We start from the raw sequence: 19,104 nt of genomic DNA, 5'->3' as shown, positions 1-19,104 counted from the left end.
AGGCCGGGCATGACGATCTTCGGAATAACGTCCTTTTCGTACGACAAGATCTGGGCAACCGCACTTATCAACCGAATGGTTGATTGCCGGGTCGAGCCACGATAGATTGGGCCGGCAGGCGCCCGCCGGAACCCGGAGCGCGACTGGGAGAACCCACGGTGTTGACAGACGCAATGCGCCCGGCCAGATCGTTTGCGATCATCCTGATCGTGCATCTTGCCGTGATCGTGCTGTGGCAGGTTCTGGTCGACGCCTTCCACGTGCCGAAATTCATCCTGCCCTCGCCGCTGGCCACGCTGGCGACGCTGACGTCGGCGAAATATGCCTGGCTTTCCAACCTCGCGGTGACAGCGGTAGAAATCCTCGGCGGTTTTGCGCTCGGTGCCCTCGTCGGTGTCGCGCTTGCGGTGCTGTTCTGCTGGTCTTCGCTGCTCAGTCTTTTGTTGCTGCCGCTGTTCGTCACGCTCAACATGATCCCGAAAGTGGCGCTCGGTCCGCTGTTCATCGTCTGGTTCAGCTATGGCATCTTTCCAAACATCCTGATCGCCTTCAGCATCTGCTTCTTTCCGATCCTGCTGACGACCGCGCGCGGGCTGAGCGAAGTCGAACCCGATCTCCTGGATCTGGTGAAATCGCTACGGGGTTCGCGCTGGACCCTGTTCCGCAAGATCCAGCTGCCGGGCGCGCTGCCTTACGTGTTCTCCGGCATGAAGGTCGGCGCTATTCTCGCGGTCGCCGGCGCGATCGTCGGCGAGTTTATCGCCTCCGAGCGCGGGCTCGGCTATCTCATGATTCAGGTGCAGTCCTCGCTGGACACGCCGGCGATGGTGATGGCGGTGGTGCTTTTGACGTTGCTGGGAGTGGCACTTTACGGCCTCGTGCTCGGCCTCGAACGGCTGTTCGTGGTCAGGGACGTACGCCTGCAATGAAACATCAGGGAAAATACATGCTGCTGACGCGCGACAATCTGCCGGACACCATCTCCGATATCGCCGAACTCGACGAGCTGCTGTGCCGGCCGAGCCAGGCGCTGATCGATGATCTCGAAAAGGTCGATGGCGACATCATGGTCCTCGGCGTCGCCGGCAAGATGGGTCCGACGCTGGCCGGCCTTGCCAAGGCTGCCCTGCCCCACCGCCGCGTCATCGGCGTCGCCCGCTTCAGCGACCCCGGCGCCAAAGCATGGCTCGACGCCCGCGGCGTTGAAACGCTGAGCTGCGACCTGCTCGATGAAGCCGCCATCAACGCGCTGCCGAAGGCGCCGAACGTCATCTTCATGGCCGGACGCAAGTTCGGCGCCGAGGGCGATCTGTCGCTGACCTGGGCGATGAATGCGCACGTGCCCGCCCTGGTCGCCCAGGCGTTTTCCGGTTCGCGGATCGTGGCGTTCTCGACCGGCTGCGTCTATCCGTTCGTGCCGGTGGACGGCAAGGGCGCGCGCGAAGATCTGCCACCCGATCCGCCCGGCGAATACGCGCAGTCCTGCGTTGGACGCGAGCGGATGTTCGAATATTTCTCGCGCAAATTTTCCACCCCCGGTCGGCTGTTCCGGCTCAACTACGCAATCGACATGCGCTACGGTGTGCTGCACGACATCGCGACCAAGATCCTCACGGGCAAGCCGATCGACGTCAGCCTCGGCCATGTCAATTTCATCTGGCAGGGCGACGCCTCGGCGCAGGCGCTGCGCTGCCTCGCGCATTGCGACACCCCGACCTCGCCGATCAACGTCAGCGGCCACGAAATCCTCAGCGTCCGCGATCTCGCCGCAAAGCTCGGTGCGCGGCTCGGCCGCGATCCCATCCTCGTCGGCACCGAACAGCCGACGGCCTGGCTCACCGACACCTCGCAGGCGGTCAAATTGTTCGGCCTTCCGATCGTCGATACCGGGCAACTGATCGCCTGGACGGCCGATTGGGTGGCGCGCGCGATGCCGAGCCTCGGCAAGCCCACCAAATACGAGGTACGCGATGGGCGATACTGAGCATCGTGCCATCGTTCAGCTCGGGCCGGACGACGCGCTCGCCGGGCTTGCGCTGTCGGCGGAGGCCCACTGGAATCAGAACGAGGCCGACTGGCGTTTTTTCCTCACCGAAGGAATCGTGTTCGGCGTGCGCGACAATAATGGCCAGCTGATCGCGACCGCGGCGCTGCTGCCCTACACCTCCGGCAACGCCTGGATCAGCATGGTGCTGGTGACGGCGAACTGGCGCCGCCGCGGTCTCGCGACCAAACTGGTCGACACCTGTCTCGATCTCGCGATCAAGCAAGGCCTCACCACCTGGCTCGATGCAACGCCGGCAGGCGCCGGGGTTTATGGCCCGCTCGGCTTTACGCCGGCGCTGCAACTGCGGCGATTGCGTCTTGAGAATGCGACGCCGGCGAATGCCGGAGCGCCGGAGCCGTTATCATCAGGTGAACTCGAGCGCCTCACCGTGCGCGATCGTCATGCCATGGGATTCGATCGCAGCGCTTTGCTGGCGGAACTTGGCGGACGCCCCGACTCCCGGCTGTTGTCGAATGGCGATGCGGTGGCACTCGTCCGCGATGGCCGAAAGACCAGGCATATCGGCCCGCTGTTTGCGGACCGTACCGACCGGGCGCTGGCAATGATCGATGCGATCGTTCGATCCGAAACCGGTCCCTTGCTGATCGACGCCGTCGCCACCCAGGAAGAATTCCTCAAGGGCCTGACGGAATCCGGCTGGGCGATCGAGCGGCCGTTTCAGCGCATGCGTTTCGGCCGCATCACCACCCTGCCCGCGGAACTGCCGTTCGCCGTCACCGGCCCGGAATATGGATAGGAATTGGCGCCATGCATCATAGCCAGATGAAATCCGATGTGCGGCGCCTGATCGCCGACGGCACGGTGATCCCGGCGCACCCGCTGGCGCTCGACGCCGGCCGTGCACTGGACCCCATTCACCAGCGGGCGCTGACGCGCTATTACATCGACGCCGGCGCCGGCGGCCTTGCGGTCGGCGTCCACACCACGCAATTCGCGATCCGCGAGGTCGGCCTGTACCGGCCGGTGCTGGAACTGGCCGCGGTGACCGCGGCGGACTGGAGCACGCGGCCGCTGGCGCTGGTCGCAGGTCTCGCCGGCCCGACGCGACAGGCCGTCTCCGAAGCACAAACCGCGCTCGGCATCGGCTATCATGCCGGACTGCTCAGCCTCGCGGCGATGAAATCGGCCTCCGAAGACGAGATCATCGCCCATTGCGAGGCGGTGGCGCGCGAAATTCCGCTGGTCGGATTTTATCTGCAACCGGCGGTCGGCGGCGTCGTCCTCAGCGCGGATTTCTGGCGGCGTTTTGCCGGAATCGACAACGTCATCGCCATCAAGATCGCGCCGTTCAACCGCTACCGGACGCTCGACGTGTTGCGCGGCGTTGCCGCCGCCGGCGCGCTCGACCGCATCGCGCTCTATACGGGAAATGACGACCATATCCTGCTCGACCTCACGTTGCCGTTCGACCTGCGCGATCGCGGCGTCACCACCAGGGCCTATTTCCGCGGCGGCCTGCTCGGCCACTGGTCGGTGTGGACCGCGAGCGCCATCAAGCAATTCGAGAGGTGCCGCGCCGCGCGCCACAAGGACACGGTGCCTGCGGACCTGCTGGCGCTGGATGCCCGCGTCACCGACTGCAACAGCGCGTTCTTCGACGTCGCCAACAATTTTCACGGCTGCATCGCCGGCTGCCACGAAGTCCTGCGGCGGCAGGGGCTGCTCGAGGGAATCTGGTGTCTCGATCCCGCCGAGGGCCTGAGCCCCGGCCAGTTGCAGGAGATCGACCGCGTCTGCAACGAGCACGCCGATCTCAGCGACGACGATCTCATCACTTCCAATCTCGAGAGATGGCTCGCATGAGCGAGCCGCAGGAGCCCTTTATCCGGCTGCGCAACGTGCGGAAGGTCTACCGTTCGCAAGGTACAGAATTTCTCGCGGTCTCCGACGTCACCATGGATGTGCAGGAGGGCGAGCTGATCTCGCTGGTTGGGCCGTCCGGCTGCGGCAAGACCACCGTGCTGAAAATCCTTGCCGGGCTGCACGACGCCGACGGCGGCAGTATCCAGATCGGCAACGCCCGCACGCCGTTCGACCCCGCGCGCGACATCGGCATGGTGTTCCAGCAGGCGCTTCTCTTGAAGTGGCGGACCATCCTCGACAATGTGCTGTTGCCGGCAGAGATCGTCGGCCTGCCGATCAAGGCCGCCCGGGAGCGGGCGCGCGATCTCCTCAATCTGGTCGGGCTCGCCGGCCATGAGGACAAGTATCCGCAGCAATTGTCCGGCGGCATGCAGCAGCGTACCGCGATCGCCCGCGCCTTTATCCACGATCCGAAACTGATCCTGATGGATGAGCCGTTCGGCGCGCTCGATGCGCTGACAAGGGAGCAGATGAACCTGGAGATGCTGCGGATCTGGCGCGAAAGCGGCAAGACCATCATTTTTGTGACCCACAGCATCCAGGAAGCCGTGTTTCTCGCCTCGCATTGCGCCGTCCTTACCGCCGGTCCGGCACGGATGGCGGAATATTTCCCGATCGACCTGCCGTTTCCGCGCGCGCTGCCGATCAAGACCACCGACGAATTCGGCGCCTATGCGCGGCGGATCTACGCGAGCCTGGGGCTCGGTCCCACCGCCTAGAAGACGAATGGGCGCGCGCAATTATTTCCAGTTAACCGGCAGCGTCGACGCCGATTGTGCGGTGAGGCCGCCGGCGACAGCTCCGGCGGCGTCCACATCGTGGCCGGTCGCGCGGAAAATGTGGTCTTCGTCGTCAGCCAGAACTCCCCCTCTGCTCGCATGCATGTGATCGCGACGCCAGAGAAGATCATCTACCCTTGAGAAATGATGCTGCACAAGCCAGACGCCAGAGATCAGACCGTGGCGGCGCCGGCGCGCATCGCCGCGCTCGACCGGGCGCGTACCCTCATCACGCTGCTGGTGGTGCTGCACCACGCGGTCATCAACTACAGCTATTTCGGCAATGGCGACCGTATGCGCTGGCTCGGCTTCGATCTGGTCGTGCTGTTCAATGACAGCTTCTTCATGGCCTGCATGTTCTTTATTTCCGGATGGTTCGTCAGCGGCAGCCTGACGCGATGGGGGCCGGCGATCTACCTGCGCAGGCGCGCGTGGCGGCTGGGAGTGCCGTTTCTGGTCTCGATCTTCGTCGTGATACCGATCGCCTATTATCCGAGCTTCGTGCGCTATCACACAGCGGAAACAACGGACTTCAATTTCTTTCATTTCTGGTGGCACACGATCACGATCGGCCCCTGGCCGTCAGGGGCGGCGTGGTTCTTGTGGGTGTTGCTGACGCTCGACGCGATCGCCGCATTGCTGTGGGCCGCGGCACACCGGGCGATCGGAGCGCTCGGGCAATTCATTGACACCCTGCGTGATCGGCCGATGACCGCTTTCGCTGCATTCCTGGCTTTCACGATCGTCATCTATCTGCCGATGCGCCTGGTCTTCGGCGACTCAGCCTGGCTGGTGCCCGGCCATTATCCGCTGCCGATTCAGACCAGCCGCATCCTGCTCTATGCCGGATATTTCTTGGCCGGCGTCGGGGTCGGTGAGGCCGGCTTGAGCGCCGGGCTGCTTGCGGAAAATGGCGCGTTGGCAAGGCGCTGGATGGTGTGGCTCGCCTTTGCGCTTGCCTCCTATGGCGTAATCCTGCTTCTGGTCTATGCGCACCACAATTGGATATCGAATTTCGAATCGCCACCGCTTTGGTGGCACACGGCCTATGGTCTCGCCTTTGCGACCTTCAGCGCGGCGATGACGTTCACGGTCCCCGCTGTTTTCCTGCGCTTCGCTCGATCTTCGTTTCGGCTGCTCGACGCGATGCAGCCCCAGGCCTACGGCATTTACCTCCTGCACTTCATTCCCCTGATCTGGCTGCAATACGCCGTCTATGACCCAGCCTTCCCGGCTTTCGTCAAATTCGCGATCGTGTTCGCCGGCACGCTTTCCATCAGCTGGGCGCTGACCGTCCTGCTACGAAAGATACCCGTCGTCGCGCGGACGATCTGACGGCCACACAAGACTGGTCGAACTCTTGGGCGGGCCTGCCTCGGCCCATGGAGCGCGCCTACGTCCGGCGATCTAGCCTGGGGCCTGGTCGAGCGCGTAAAAAGCGTCATCGCCGGGCCGCGGCTGTGGCTTCTGCGGTTTGACGCGAAGGCGGCTTTCGGCCACATTGAAGTTCATCTCGACACGCAGGGCCATCGGCAAACACCGGGAACTAAACCGAATGAATCGGCGAGAGCTATTCAAAGCGCTGGGCATGGCAAGTTTTGCCTGGTCAAGCTGCGCCAACGCGCAAGCTCCCGGGAGAATTCCTAAAGTCGGCATGCTTTGGCACGCAGGAAGCGCTGAAGAGGAAGGCGCTTACTTCGCATCACTCATCCAGGGCTTCAAGGATTTAGGCTACGTCGACGGGCAGACCATTCTGTTCGAGCACCGATACGCTCACGAGCAGTACGAAAGGTTCCCGTCCCTCGCCCGGGAACTTGTCGGCCTGAAAGTGGATGCCCTCATGGCCTCCATACTCCCGGCCGCGCGTGCGGCCCAGCAGGCGACCAGCACCATTCCAGTCGTCTTCGTTATCGTAGCCGATCCGGTCGGCAGCGGGCTTGCCGAGAGTCTGGCGCGCCCCGGCAGCAATCTGACCGGCATGTCGAACGTCTCGGAAGATCTCACGGCCAAGAGGGTTCAGACGTTCAAAGATACGGTGCCGTCCCTGAAACGGATGGGCTTGATCGTGCATCCCGGCGGACAGAGCCCACCCCGAGTCTTCGAGGAGTACCGTGCCGCCGCCACCGTCTTCGGGGTCGAAACGGTCGTGCTCGAAGCGCGCACGCCCGCCGAGCTCGATGTTGCCATGGAGAGCGCAAGCACCCGACGCCTCGATGCCATCGCGAGCGCTCCGGATTCAATGATCTTCAATTCGCGAGGACGGCTCGCTGACCTGGCGCTCAAAAGCCGCTTGCCGTACATGGGCAGCAATCTCGACGAAGCGACAGCGGGCGCACTCCTCGCCTACGGCCCGAACCACGCCGACATTTTTCGTCGTTCGGCAGCGGTGGTTGACAAGATTCTACACGGGGAAAAAGCGTCCGAGATTCCGATCCAGCAACCCGTGACCTTCAGTCTGCGGCTTAACCTTCAGACTGCGAAGAAAATCGGCCTCGTTATCCCGCCCCTCCTCCTTGCCCGCGCTGATGAGGTGATCGAATAGCGGCCACGCCCGCTGCGTTTCGATCGATCCCCGTTTTGGCTGCTCGACGCGATGCAGCCGCAGGCTTACGGCATTTACCTCTTGCACTTCATTCCCCTGATCTGGCCGCAACACGTCGTTTACGATCCAGCCTTCCCGGCCTTCGTCAAATTCGCGATCGTGTTCACCGGCACGCTTTCCATCAGCTGGGCGCTAACCGTCCTGCTGCGAAAAAATACCCGTCGCAGCGCGGACGATCTGACGGCCACCGAAGCGCGTCAGGCAAATGAGCAACAAGTACCGCTTGGGTCCTGTTATGACTTGACCGCGCCGGCCGTCATGCCGTCGATAAAGCGGCGCTGCAGAAATATGAAGACCAGCACAACGGGCAACACGATCGTCACCGCTGCGGCGAGCATTTGGCCCCAGTCGGTGGAATACTGTCCGGTCAGGTTATAGAACTTCACGATCGCCGTGATGGTGCTGTCGTCTTGCAGAAATGTTACCGCGATAACGAATTCATTCCATGCATTCAGCCCCACGATGATTGCAACCGTCAGCAGACCCGGCCGCATCATCGGCAGGATGACATAGAAGAACATCTGCCACGGCGTCGCTCCGTCGACCTGGGCCGCTTCTTCGAGCGCGAATGGGATCGAAATGACGTAGGTCCGCAGCAAAAAAATAGCGAACGGCGAGAACATCGCAGTGTAGATCAACGCAACGCCGGGAATAGAGTTCACGAGGCCGAGCCTGGCGAAGATGAAGTACAGAGGATATAAATAAAGCTGCACCGGCACCGTAATGGAGGCCATGAAATAGAACGTCAGGATACGCCATCCCTTGCCTTGCTGGCGCGCCAGCACATATGCGCAGGGAGCCGCCGTGAGGCAGACCAACAGGATGGTGAGCGCCGCCACTTCGGCGCTGTGAAGGAGGCTCGGGCCGAGGGCCGCGCTTTGCCACGCCGAGGTGAAATTCTCCAGATGAAATCGCGTCGGCGGGGCAAGCGGGTTGCCGGTGATCTCGACCGTCGTCTTCAGCGCGTTCATGACCGCGAGCGCGATTGGGAACAGAGAGGCAAACGATGCGATCCCGATCAGCGCCAGGCTGAATGTTTTGCTCAATCGCTCGCCGGTCATGTGGCGTTCGCGCTGTCGCGGCTCTGAAGCCAGAGATAGGCGGCTGTCGCGCACAAGCCGAACAGACTCATGACGCCGGCAGCGGCGGCTGCCTGTCCGACATCGCCTTCGAAGAAGGCGTGTCGGTAGGCCAGCGTCGCGAGAACTTCGCTTCCGTATGCGGGGCCGCCCTGCGTGACAATGAAGATGAATTCGAACACCTGGAACGACCAGATCACGGTCAGGATCAGCATCAGCGCAAGCGTCGACCGAATTCCAGGTACTAAAACGTAACGCAACAGTGCAAAGAAACCGGCGCCGTCGAGCCGCGCCGCTTCAATCTGGTCGATGCTGATCTGCCGCATCGCCGCGAGGAACACGACCGCCAGGAAACCCCACCAGTGCCAGATATCGACGGCAGCGACGGCGTAGAGCGACCGGTCGGGATCGGCGAGCGGATCGGCGATCGAGAATCCTCGCTCGTTCAGCCATGCCACCAGACCGGTCGCCGGGCTGAAGATCATGCCCTGGAAGATGCGCCCGGAGACGGCAACCGCGAGAATTCGCGGCAGAAAGATGATGGGCTGAACAACGGCGCGCGAACGGGGCGACATCAATAGTGCCGTGGCAACGACCAGTGCGAGGCAGACCGGAACCGTCAGGAAGATAGCTGTCCAGATGAAATTATTTGTCAGCGCCGACCAGAAGACAGGGTCGCCAAACATGTGCTGGAAGTTGGCCAGTCCCGCCCACACCGGCACGCCGACGCCGTCCCAGGCAAAGAAAGCCATCATCAGGGTCAGCAAAGCAGGCACCATGATGATGCAGACGTTGATCAGCAGCGCGGGAAGCGCGAACAGCCACATCGCGTTGCTCAGGCAGCTCGGGGAGGAAGCGGCGGCACCTTGCCTTCCCTGAATTCCTGGCTGAACACCGTCTGGACGTGGTTGAGATAATCATCGGTCGAGATCCGGTTAAGCCACACCTGCTCGATGCCTTCCATCACATAGCTATTGGTTGCGTTCGGCCAGAATGTCCAGGTGGTGAAGCCGTATTGTCCCTTGCTGAATGCTTCGTGCAACCCCGCGATCGTCTTCTCGAACAGCGGGTAGCCGATTCCCTGCAGCAGTTCAGGCGGGAGATCCTTCACCGGCAGCGCCCACTTGCCCGGCCAGTCGCGATTCATGTTCTGATAGAAACTCCGCGACAGCATGAACTCGAACACGGCCGCAGCGCCTTCGGCATTCTGCGAGTTCTTCGCGATCGAGAGCGTCGCGCCGCACGCCAGATGCACCAGCGGCGACGTTACCGCCGGACTGAGACCAGGAATGGGGACGACATCCATTACCGTATCGGGCCTTGACATGCCGTAGGATTTGGTTCCGAAGGACCATGTTCCGTTGAAGGCCATCGCCGCCTTGCCGCTGACAACTTGCAAAAAACTCTGTTCGATCGTCAGCGAAAAGTAGTTTTTGCCGAAATATCCCTTCTGGTACCACGCTTTCGAGAGTTCAACGGCCTCGACGAACGGCGCCGCCGTCCACGGCATGTCGCCCGAGAGTGCCTTGCGGACATTGTCGGGGCCGGCGACATTGTTGAAGAACACGGTCATCAGCCACTCGTTGACGCCCTTCCAATCCGCATTGCCGGCGCCAAACGGTATGATTCCCTTCGCCAGGGCGGCGTCCGCGATTTGCTCGAACTCGGCGCGATTGGTCGGCAGCTTCCAGCCGTTCTGTTTGAAAACTTCCTTATTGTAGAACAGGTGCATCGACTCGTAGTCGCGCGGCAGCGCGTAAAGCTTGTCGCCGTAAACGCCGGTGTTGAGCAACGCCGGCAGGAAGCGCTCCTTCCATTTGAACCTGTCGGCGAATTCGTTGAGCGGAAGCACCTGGCCGGCATTGGCGATCGCGGTGAGATAAGCGGGACCTGCGGTCTGCACGATGTCGGGACCCCTGCCTGCGACCAACGCGACCTTCAGGAGGTTATTGACCGCGGCGCCCTTCACCTCCAGCTGCAGCCGGTATTTGTCCTGTGACGCGTTGAAGGCCTCAACAAGATCATTCCGCAGCGCAGCTTGACCGTCCGAATTCGCTTGCCCGAACCAGAACGTAACCACCTTGGGTCCGTCCTGCGCGATGGCCGGCCCTCGCGGCAAACCGGCTGCGAGAGTGGCGGCGGGGATGGCGGCAACGACCTGGCGTCGGGACCATGGCATGGCGGCGTCCTCTCTTATCCCGATGGCGGATGTTTCGGGAAGTTGATTTAGTTTTGTAATACGTATAACTAACGACAATGATGGCGTCAACAAGGAGACCGCGGGAAGGCAGGCGCGATAAACGCGCAGCCGTTCGCCCGACCCAGAAGGATATCGCGGCAGCCGCCGGCGTTTCGCAGGCGGCTGTCTCGATGGTACTCAACAAGACGGAAACGCCATCGGTCCCGGCGGCGACGCGCGCCCGCATCCTCAAGCTGGCGGGTGAACTCGGCTATCAGCCCAATCATCTGGCCCGCATGCTCCGCAGCGCGCGGACAATGGCGCTCGCATGTGTCATCCCCGACATCACCAATCCGTTTTATCCGGGACTTGTTCGGGGCCTGCAATCGGTCGCTGCCACCGCCGGTTATGACGTGCTCATCTTTGACACGGACGGTCGTGCCGAAGGCGAAGAGCGGGCAGCAAGCTGGCTTCTCCAGGGGCGCGCCGACGGCGTCGTAGGAACGTTCTTTCACCTGCGCGCTCCGCAGCTGGCCACGCTGGCGCAAAAGGGGATCCCGATCGTCCGCCTCGAGAGCCAGCACAAGCCGAAAGGACCGTTGCCGATCGACAGCGTGTATATCGACAACGCGGAAGCTTCGGCGGCGATGACGCGATATCTGATCGAGCGCGGCCACCAACGCATCACGATGATCCTGGCAGAGGTCGGGCCGAGCCCTCGCCGCGCATTCGGTTACGCTTCCGTGATGCGCGCAGCCGGACTTGTTCCGAAATTCGTTACCGATGGCCGGTACTCGGAGCAATCCGGCGCCCGCGCCATGGGTGAGATCCTCTCGGAAACGCGCAATCGCGCGACGGCGATCTTCTGCGCAAATGACATGCTTGCAGTGGGAGCAATGGTAGCTGCGCGTGCCGCCGGCCTGTCCGTTCCCGACGATATTGCCATCGTCGGATTCGACGATATTCCCGCCGCGAAGCTGCTCGGTCTGACGACGGTTCGGCAGCCTGAATTCGATCTGGGGGCATTGGCTGCCCACACGCTCATTAGACGGCTGCAGCCGGGTGGGCTTGAATCGCCGGGCCAGAGCCTCGAGCTCAAATTCGAAATTCTAAAACGTTCGTCGGCCTGATCGGCGAACCAAGGGAGCGATGCGTGCCTGGAATTCCTCACGACTATGCCGAACGGGTCTATGCCGGCGTGCTCGGCAAAATGATTGGCGTCTATCTCGGCCGTCCCTTCGAGGGCTGGACCTATGAACGCATCACGCGGGAACTAGGTCCGATCAATTTTTACGTCAATGAACGCCGCGACGTCGCACTAAGGTCGCATCATCTCGTCGTGACCGACGACGACATTTCCGGCACCTTTGCGTTCCCGCGGGCGCTGGCCGATTACGGCTTTCCGAGGCATTTGACTTCCCGGCAGATCGGAAACACCTGGCTCAATTACATCGTGGAGGACCGCTCGATCCTGTGGTGGGGCGGGATCGGAAACTCCACCGAGCATACCGCCTACTTGCGCCTGAAGTCCGGCGTACCGGCGCCGCTGAGCGGTTCGATCGAACTAAACGGCAAGACCGTTGCCGAGCAGATCGGCGCGCAGATCTTCATCGATGGGTGGGCGATGGTCAGCCCGGGAGATCCCGATCAGGCCGCCTACCTGGCGGAGCAGGCGGGTCGCGTCAGCCACGACGGGGAAGCGGTTCACGCGGCGAAACTGCTGGCAGCCATGGAGGCGCAGGCTTTCGTCGAGTCCGACGTGCAAAAGCTACTGGATGTCGGGCTTGGCTTTGTTCCGCGGGATGCGTTGATCCGGCGCGTGGTTGAAGACGTGCGCGCGTGGCATGCGGGCGACAACGGCCAGGACTGGGAACGGACGCGGGCCCTCGTTGCGGAGCGATACGGCTACGACAAATTTCCCGGCAACTGCCACGTCATTCCCAATCACGCATTGATCATTCTCGCCACGCTGTATGGTGGGAACAGCTTTCAGGACACGATGCGAATCGTCAACACGGCGGGCTGGGATACCGACTGCAACGCGGGAAACGCCGGATGCCTGTTCGGTATCCGGACCGGCCTCGCGGGCATCGACGCCGGCCCCGACTTTCGCACGCCGATTGCCGACCGCATGTATGTCTCTACGGCCGACGGCGGAGGATCGATAACGGATGCCGTAATCGAGGCGCAGTCGCTGATTGCAACCGGCCATATTCTCGCCGGCTCATTGCGAACCGCAGCGTTCAAAAATGGTGCACGCTTCAATTTCAGCTTTCCCGGTAGCCTGCAGGGATTTGCCACCAAGACGGGGTCACCGGCCCATCTGCATCCGGTCGAGATCAGGAACGTGCCGGGCCACAGCCGGGACGGCGAACGGTGCCTCGCCGTCAACTTCCAACGCCTGGCGCCAGGCCGCGTTGCGCGGATCGCCACGCCGACGTTCTTTGACAAAGACGTCTTCACCATGCCGGTGTATCAGCTGCTCGCATGCCCGACGTTATATTCAGGGCAGGTCGTCGAGTGCCGCCTGGAAGCCGATAGCCATGGCAAACACGTTGCGGTCCGTCTTTACGCAAGCGTGTACAACGAACGCGACGAACTCGAACAGATCTACGGCGATAAGCACGAACTGTTATCCGGCAGCGAAGCCATGCTGACCTGGCGCGTGCCGGATACCGGCGGATACCCTATCTTCGAAGTCGGACTGGAAATCGAGACGCGTGATCGATCCGGCGTCGATGGCGTCATTTACCTCGACTATCTGACATGGGCCGGGGCGCCAAAAACCGTCCTCCGGCGGCCGGACGACAATCTGAGCACCATGTGGAAGCACGCATGGGTCAACAACGTCAGTCAGTTTCAGACACGTTGGGAGGGATTGCGCATTACCAATGGCGAAGGGATAGGGTTTATCGCACAAGGCTCTCGCGACTGGAAAGACTACCGCGTGAGATCGGAAGTCACGCCCCTGCTCGCGGAAGCTTGGGGCCTTGCGGCGCGAATTCAAGGGCGGGAGCGTTACTATGCCGTGATGTTCGACAAGTCCGATGGCGGCTGCGCCAAGCTCATCAAGCGCGTTCATGACGAGACCGTTCTCGCAAGCGACCGGTTTTCCTGGAAGGTGGACCAGAAGTACGTCGTGGAGGTGCAAGTCGAGGACAATGAGATTCAGGCCTTCGTCGATGGCCGCAAAATTTTCGAGGTCCGGGATACGCAGCAGCTTCCACTGACCGTGGGCGCCGTGGGGCTTGTCGTCGACACCGGCTCGATTTCCACCCAGGCCGTCCACGTCACGTCGCTTTGAGGAGCGGATATGTACACCAACGCAGCTAGCCGACTTGAAAGTCATGCTTTCGCCTGCCTTGCCTACGGCGTCATCGGCGATGCCATGGGTACCCCGACTGAGAATCTCGAGCCGCCACAGATCGAAGAAAGGTTCGGCTGGGTCGAGTCGTTCGAGGGTGACGGAACCGACGATACCATCATGCGGGACTTGCTGGCTGCCGCGCTGATTCGAACCGGCGGTTTTGCGGATGCGGATAGCTGGGCGGAGGAATGGCGCGATCAGCGAGATGCCATCTTTGGCAGCAAGGTCGGTCGCTTCTTTCCGTCTGTTCTTCATGCCGCGGCGAAGCTTCGCTTCGGCTACTTGCCGCGCTCGATCGCGGAGGGAACAATGCCGAGTTCGAGTTCGGCAATGGCGATCGCGCCGGTGGGAATTGTAAACGCCGGAAATCCACGTGCCGCGGCCGCGCAGGCGATGGAGATTGCAAGCCTGATCCACGTCACGAACGTCGCATTTTGCCAGGACGGCGCCGCAGCCGTCGCCGCTGCTATTGCGGAAGCTTTGGTTGTCGGATCGACCGTCGAGGCGGTCCTGAAGGCATCCACCAGCTACATCAAGCCCTGGAGCGGCGGAGAAATGTTGTCGCTGATCGTCGCGGCACAAGACCTTGCGCATGCAGCCGTTGATTACAGGACTTTTCGCGAGCGCTATCATCAGAAGTTTCGTCAGCAAATCGCCTGCGACAGCCGTGAGACTGTACCGGCCGCGCTTGCAATTGTTCGGCTAGCGAAGGGAGATCCCGGGCAAGCCGCGGTTTTTGGTGCTAATTTCGGCCGCGACGCGGATACCATTGCCTGTATGGCGGCGGGCATCTGCGGCGCACTCAGCGGTGTGTCGCCGCCAAACATTGCGCTCATCGAAAAATTGCCGGAAGAATCCCGGAACGCGCAAGCAGACCTTGCTTCGCGTCTGGCGGCGGTCACGCGGACAAAAGCAGAGAGCGAGATTCTGGCGCTGAGGCGCTGCCCATAATCCGATTCGCAATCCGGAAGGCGCGACAGATTTGTCGCAATGACCTGCCGTCTCCATCGCCTAGCGCGGCAGCAGCCTTGCATCGCGATATTGGTCGAGCTGATCGTGGATCATGGCAATCGTGTCGACACAGGCATTGAAGCCCGCGCGTCTCAACTTGCCGGTATCGGTGAGAAGATCCCATTCCTTCTCGAATACGAAATCGGCGAACTCCCATGACGCGAGGCTTCCAAGCGATCGCGGCTCCAGTTCGTGCCGCGCGACGATGCGGTCCCAGACCGGTCCCTTGTCGGCCATCCATTTTGCCAACTTCATACCGCGCGGCACGCCGCAGGGAATCTCGAACCATTGCGCCAGCAAGGGCCAGACCTGGCACCAGCGGAAGCTGTCGCCGTTGGTGACATTGAACGCGGCGTTCTTGCCTGAGTCATGGGTGGAGATGAAAATAATTGCCTCCGCGAGACAGGTCGCGTCCGACAGTTCGGACAGCACGGAGTAACCGGCGGCAGTTCCGGGAAAGTCCAGGGGCACCTGAAGCTCCCGGCAGATCGCCGCGTAAGCGCCGAGCACCGTGATCAGGTTTCTGGAGCGGTTCGGCGCGAAGTCGCAGATAAAGGACGGCCGCGAGGCCGACCAGCTCCAGCCGGCCCGCGCCGCGCGTTCGCTCAACAGGTCCTGCTGGTCATAGTAAAAATTCGGCGGCAAATGCCGGGGATCGTCCTCGCGCGACGGCGTCGGATAGGGGCCGAGATGCATGCCGTACCATTTTATTCCCTCCAGCAGGTGAACGTGCTCGAGAACATCGGAGCGGCTCGCCAGCGCGTCGAGCGTCGCCGCCAGCATGGCGACGTTGCCCTCGACGTCCTCGACCCCGCCTTCGCGAAATGGCGCGCGGGCGGCGAAAAAGGCATGCGTCACCGGTTCGATGGTCGCCAGAGCGCGCCGGCAGGACGTGGGATCGGTGAGGTCGGCCGCGATATGGGTGAAGGACACTTCGCCTGATGGCGCCGTGCGCGACATGCCGTAAACGCGCCATCCCCGACGCGCGAGCGCCGCGGCGATAGGACCGCCGGTCGCTCCGGTCGGCCCGATGACAAGTGCGACATGTTCAGGCATCGCAGCCTATCCCCGCTTGCTGGAGGATCCGGCAACTATCGGCGATGTCGGCATCCGGGTTGAGCGAAATCACTTCCAGCATCGGCACCTCGTTATATCCGACCTCTTTCAGGACGGATGCGATGCCCGCGAGCGGGACGTCTCCGCAGCCCAGGGGATCGTGCTTGTAGCTCCGCCGGGTCGTGTCGGAAAAATGAACCAGGCTGAGCCGGTCGCGCACGTGCCGCAGTCCCTCGGTTGGAGCCTCCCCGATGAAGTGCGCGTTGGCCACGTCGTAGATGACGCGGATGCTGTCGTCGCCATAACCATCCACAACCTTCATGAGCGACTCCGCATCCGGCAGGAAGGCAAACGGCATGTTCTCGATGAAAAGCCTTATGCCTGCCTGCCGCGCCAGCGGCGCCAGCGTATCGAGCGCACGGTAGAAATACGAGATCATGCGGTCGCGCGGCATCGGAAATAGCGGATTGGGCTTGCCGGGCCCGACAATGATCCCGCCCGCACCGAGTTCGCCGGCACAGCGCACAAATTGCACCAGCAAATCGAGGGTATAGGCCCGCATCTCCTCCGCGGCGGCGGCGACATTGATGTCGACATTCGGCATATTGACGGCTACCAGCCGCAGCCGCTGTTCGCAGAGCCGGCGCAGGCTGCGCAGACTTGATGCGTCAAGCTCGGCAGGCCAGAGATGGCCGGGAAAAAACATCAGCTCAACCCCGCCATAACCCTGGTCGGCAAGCCGCGCCACGGTATCGGCGGCGCTGCCCCCGAAAATGTAGGAGTAGGTGTTGACGGCAAAACTAGCGGCCGGGTTTTTCATGCTCGTCCCCTCTGCCGGGCATGCACCTCTGAACCGGTCTGCGCAAGGTGCCGGCCGGCGACGTAGCCGAATGTCAACGCAGGTCCGAGCGTAATGCCGGGCCCCGGATAATTTCCGTTCATGATCGACCCCATGTCGTTGCCGCAGGCATAAAGGCCCGCGATGGCGGTGCCATCCTTGCTCAGAACCCTGGCATGGCCATCCGTCTTGAGACCGATCGCCGTGCCCAAATCCGCCGGATAGATACGCAGCGCGTAGAAAGGCGCCTGCTCGATCGGCGCGACGCAGGGATTGGGCGAGTGGTTGGGATCGCCGAGGTGACGCTGATAGATCGACGTGCCGCGTCCGAAGGCCGGGTCGTGTCCCATTCGCGCATGCGCGTTATAGTCGTTCACCGTTTTGGAGAGCGCCGATGGTTCGACGCCGATCGCGGCGGCGAGCGCACCGATGCTGGCAGCCTCGATCAATTCGCCGCGCTTGACGTAAGGCCTGATGCGCCAGGTGAACGGCTTGATCCGGCCAAGCCCGTAGGTCCAGAGAAAACGGCGATCGCAGACGAGAAAGAACGAACGCGTTGTAGCGTCGTTGCCGTCGCGCAACATGGCCAGCACGAACTCGTGGTACGACAGGGCTTCATTGATAAAGCGCTTTCCCGCCGAATTCACCGCGATAATTCCGGGCTTCGCCCGGTCGGTCACCGTATGCGGGAAAACTCCCGGGCTGCCATCCGCGCGCTGAAAGCGTGACGCCGGCACCCAGTAAGCCGGGCTTGCTACGCTCGTGCCGATGCTGGCGCCGGCCGCCATGGCGACCCGCAGGCCATCGCCGCATCCCGCAGGCGATGCGGCGGAAACCGAACCCGCCGCGGCTGGAAAATAACGTTCGCGAAGGTTTTTGTCGTGCGAGAAGCCACCGGTTGCCAGCACGACGCCTTTGCGCGCGACGATGGGCCGGCCGCCGGATGAATCCCTGATCTGCACGCCGCCGACGGCACCGTCCTCGATCAACAGGCGTTCGACACTGCTGCCGAACAAGACCTCGACGTTTCGCGCCAGCAGCGAAGCGTAGAGCCGCGCCGCCAGCGCATTGCCCAGATGCAGCGTCGTTCCCCTGGGCGCGCGAAGCCGCTGCAGCGCATATTGCGACACAAGACGCAGCGAACGCAGGGTTGAACGAAACGAGCGCCCGAATTGGCGAAGGTGGGGAATGTCGAGCCGGTTGACCATCATCCCGCCAAACAAGGTAAATTCCGGCAGCGGCGGACGCAGCCGTTTAAAATTAGCGCCGAGTCTGGCGCCGTCGAAGCTGACAGGCTCGAGCACGCGGCCTCCGGCCGTGGCTCCCGGCTGTTCCGGATAGTAATCGGGATAGGTCTTCACCGGCTGCAGTCGGACCTCGGTATTGTCTTCCAGATATTCCACCGCTTCCGGACCACGCGCCAGAAAGGTTTTGCGCAAGCCGGCGTTTTCAATTTCGGGAATGGTGCTGGCGAGGTAGGCCGCGGCATCGGAGGCGCTGTCAGGCATGCCCGCCTGCTTCATGTGGGCGTTGGCGGGAATCCAGACCATCCCGCCCGACCACGCCGTGGTGCCCCCGACAAACTCCGTCTTCTCGATCAGCAGAACGCTCAAGCCCTCGCTGGCCGCGACCGCGGCAGCCGTCATCCCACCGGCGCCCGCGCCAATGACGACCACATCGTAAGCGTCTGAAGCCGGCATGCGTGGGACCGCGCGGTTAGAGCAACTCCAGTGGGGCTTCATCCTTCGAGACGGCGATGCTCCTCAGGATGAGGTCTTGGACCTCATGGTGAGGAGCGCGGCAACGCAGCGCGTCTCGAACCATGTGGCCCTTGAATGGTCAGGCAATCTTCTCGTCGTCCGACGGCGGCGAGGTGATCACCAGGAACACCAGGTCGACCAGGCCCGAATTCGAGATGGCGTGCTCGACGCCGGGCGGCAAAAAGATAAAATCGTGCTTGCGCACCACATGGTTCTTGCCCGCGATCTCCATCAGCCCCTCGCCTTCGAGCACGTGATAGATTTGCTCCTGAACCCGGTGCTTGTGCCTCGCGACATGGGCCATCGGCTGGTACATCGAAATCCGGTAGTCGAGATGACGCGTACTAGCGGTCTCCGGCATCACCAGGGGCTTCGAGAGCGCGCCGCCGAAATGATTGGGGAATTCGCGCCAGGGCACTTCGGCGATATTGCGGATGAAGGCGCCGTTCTCTTCAGAAGCCATGTCGTTTTCCTTGTCCAAGGTTGTACCTACGCAGACCGA

General features: G+C 62.2%; 18 protein-coding genes. 10 read left to right on the top strand and 8 right to left on the bottom strand.

The window, feature by feature from the left end:
• Positions 1-173 precede the first annotated feature (173 nt).
• The 6 genes from B5527_RS11010 to B5527_RS10985 all read left to right on the top strand — a co-directional run bounded on the left by B5527_RS11010 (position 174) and on the right by B5527_RS10985 (position 6,045).
• Positions 174-929 (top strand): ABC transporter permease, encoded by a 756-nt coding sequence (locus B5527_RS11010; protein WP_079601309.1) that lies wholly within the window; start codon positions 174-176, stop codon positions 927-929.
• Positions 930-946: 17 nt separating this feature from the next.
• Entirely contained in the window at positions 947-1,984 is a 1,038-nt protein-coding gene (locus B5527_RS11005; RefSeq protein WP_079607213.1) for an NAD-dependent epimerase/dehydratase family protein, read from the top strand.
• Positions 1,971-2,804, top strand: a complete 834-nt coding sequence (locus tag B5527_RS11000) for a GNAT family N-acetyltransferase (RefSeq protein WP_079601308.1) — start codon at positions 1,971-1,973, stop codon at positions 2,802-2,804. Before B5527_RS11005 ends, B5527_RS11000 begins: the two co-directional genes overlap by 14 nt.
• Positions 2,805-2,815: 11 nt before the next feature.
• Positions 2,816-3,871, top strand: a complete 1,056-nt coding sequence (locus B5527_RS10995; protein ID WP_079601307.1) for a dihydrodipicolinate synthase family protein — start codon at positions 2,816-2,818, stop codon at positions 3,869-3,871.
• Positions 3,859-4,650, top strand: coding sequence for an ABC transporter ATP-binding protein (locus B5527_RS10990; RefSeq protein WP_079601306.1), 792 nt, complete (start codon positions 3,859-3,861; stop codon positions 4,648-4,650). The genes B5527_RS10995 and B5527_RS10990 overlap by 13 nt, the downstream gene beginning before the upstream one ends.
• 207 nt (positions 4,651-4,857) lie before the next feature.
• Entirely contained in the window at positions 4,858-6,045 is a 1,188-nt protein-coding gene (locus B5527_RS10985; RefSeq protein WP_245332580.1) for an acyltransferase family protein, read from the top strand.
• Positions 6,046-6,117: 72 nt separating this feature from the next.
• Here the strand turns inward: B5527_RS10985 and B5527_RS47070 are convergent, their stop codons facing one another.
• A complete protein-coding gene (locus tag B5527_RS47070) occupies positions 6,118-6,240 on the bottom strand; it encodes a hypothetical protein (RefSeq protein WP_276329326.1) in 123 nt (40 codons plus the stop codon).
• A 25-nt stretch (positions 6,241-6,265) separates the two neighbouring features.
• On the opposite strand from B5527_RS47070, the gene B5527_RS10980 reads away from it, so the two are divergent.
• Positions 6,266-7,252 carry an ABC transporter substrate-binding protein gene (locus B5527_RS10980; protein ID WP_079601304.1) on the top strand — a complete coding sequence of 329 codons (987 nt, stop codon included), beginning with the start codon at positions 6,266-6,268 and terminating at the stop codon, positions 7,250-7,252.
• Positions 7,253-7,545: 293 nt separating this feature from the next.
• Here the strand turns inward: B5527_RS10980 and B5527_RS10975 are convergent, their stop codons facing one another.
• From B5527_RS10975 to B5527_RS10965, 3 genes are read right to left on the bottom strand one after another with little or no spacing between them, the layout of a single operon-like run.
• A complete protein-coding gene (locus tag B5527_RS10975) occupies positions 7,546-8,358 on the bottom strand; it encodes a carbohydrate ABC transporter permease (RefSeq protein ID WP_245332579.1) in 813 nt (270 codons plus the stop codon).
• Positions 8,359-8,369: 11 nt separating this feature from the next.
• Positions 8,370-9,218: a carbohydrate ABC transporter permease gene (locus tag B5527_RS10970; protein ID WP_079601302.1), complete on the bottom strand. Its 849-nt coding sequence runs from the start codon at positions 9,216-9,218 to the stop codon at positions 8,370-8,372.
• Between the two features lie 8 nt (positions 9,219-9,226).
• The gene (locus tag B5527_RS10965; protein ID WP_079601301.1) at positions 9,227-10,570 is read right to left on the bottom strand and encodes an ABC transporter substrate-binding protein; all 1,344 of its coding nucleotides are present in this window, start codon (positions 10,568-10,570) and stop codon (positions 9,227-9,229) included.
• A 77-nt stretch (positions 10,571-10,647) separates the two neighbouring features.
• Here B5527_RS10965 and B5527_RS10960 point away from each other — a divergent pair, with 77 nt between their 5' ends.
• The 3 genes from B5527_RS10960 to B5527_RS10950 are packed head-to-tail and all read left to right on the top strand — an operon-like array spanning position 10,648 to position 14,888.
• A complete protein-coding gene (locus B5527_RS10960) occupies positions 10,648-11,700 on the top strand; it encodes a substrate-binding domain-containing protein (RefSeq protein WP_079601300.1) in 1,053 nt (350 codons plus the stop codon).
• A gap of 23 nt (positions 11,701-11,723) precedes the next feature.
• Entirely contained in the window at positions 11,724-13,874 is a 2,151-nt protein-coding gene (locus B5527_RS10955) for an ADP-ribosylglycohydrolase family protein (RefSeq protein WP_154072156.1), read from the top strand.
• A gap of 9 nt (positions 13,875-13,883) precedes the next feature.
• Complete coding sequence (locus B5527_RS10950) at positions 13,884-14,888, top strand: ADP-ribosylglycohydrolase family protein (RefSeq protein ID WP_079601299.1); 1,005 nt, start codon at positions 13,884-13,886, stop codon at positions 14,886-14,888.
• A gap of 60 nt (positions 14,889-14,948) precedes the next feature.
• Here the strand turns inward: B5527_RS10950 and B5527_RS10945 are convergent, their stop codons facing one another.
• The 4 genes from B5527_RS10945 to B5527_RS10930 all read right to left on the bottom strand — a co-directional run bounded on the left by B5527_RS10945 (position 14,949) and on the right by B5527_RS10930 (position 19,065).
• A complete protein-coding gene (locus B5527_RS10945; RefSeq protein ID WP_079601298.1) occupies positions 14,949-16,004 on the bottom strand; it encodes an SDR family oxidoreductase in 1,056 nt (351 codons plus the stop codon).
• Positions 15,997-16,824 (bottom strand): sugar phosphate isomerase/epimerase family protein, encoded by an 828-nt coding sequence (locus B5527_RS10940; RefSeq protein ID WP_079601297.1) that lies wholly within the window; start codon positions 16,822-16,824, stop codon positions 15,997-15,999. The genes B5527_RS10945 and B5527_RS10940 overlap by 8 nt, the downstream gene beginning before the upstream one ends.
• Positions 16,821-18,542 carry an FAD-dependent oxidoreductase gene (locus B5527_RS10935; protein WP_079601296.1) on the bottom strand — a complete coding sequence of 574 codons (1,722 nt, stop codon included), beginning with the start codon at positions 18,540-18,542 and terminating at the stop codon, positions 16,821-16,823. The genes B5527_RS10940 and B5527_RS10935 overlap by 4 nt, the downstream gene beginning before the upstream one ends.
• Positions 18,543-18,681: 139 nt before the next feature.
• Positions 18,682-19,065 carry a cupin domain-containing protein gene (locus B5527_RS10930; protein WP_079607211.1) on the bottom strand — a complete coding sequence of 128 codons (384 nt, stop codon included), beginning with the start codon at positions 19,063-19,065 and terminating at the stop codon, positions 18,682-18,684.
• Between the last annotated feature and the right edge of the window lie 39 nt (positions 19,066-19,104).

This window comes from Bradyrhizobium erythrophlei (assembly GCF_900129425.1).
GTDB lineage: Bacteria > Pseudomonadota > Alphaproteobacteria > Rhizobiales > Xanthobacteraceae > Bradyrhizobium > Bradyrhizobium erythrophlei_C.
This window is presented reverse-complemented; position numbering and strand designations above follow the sequence as displayed.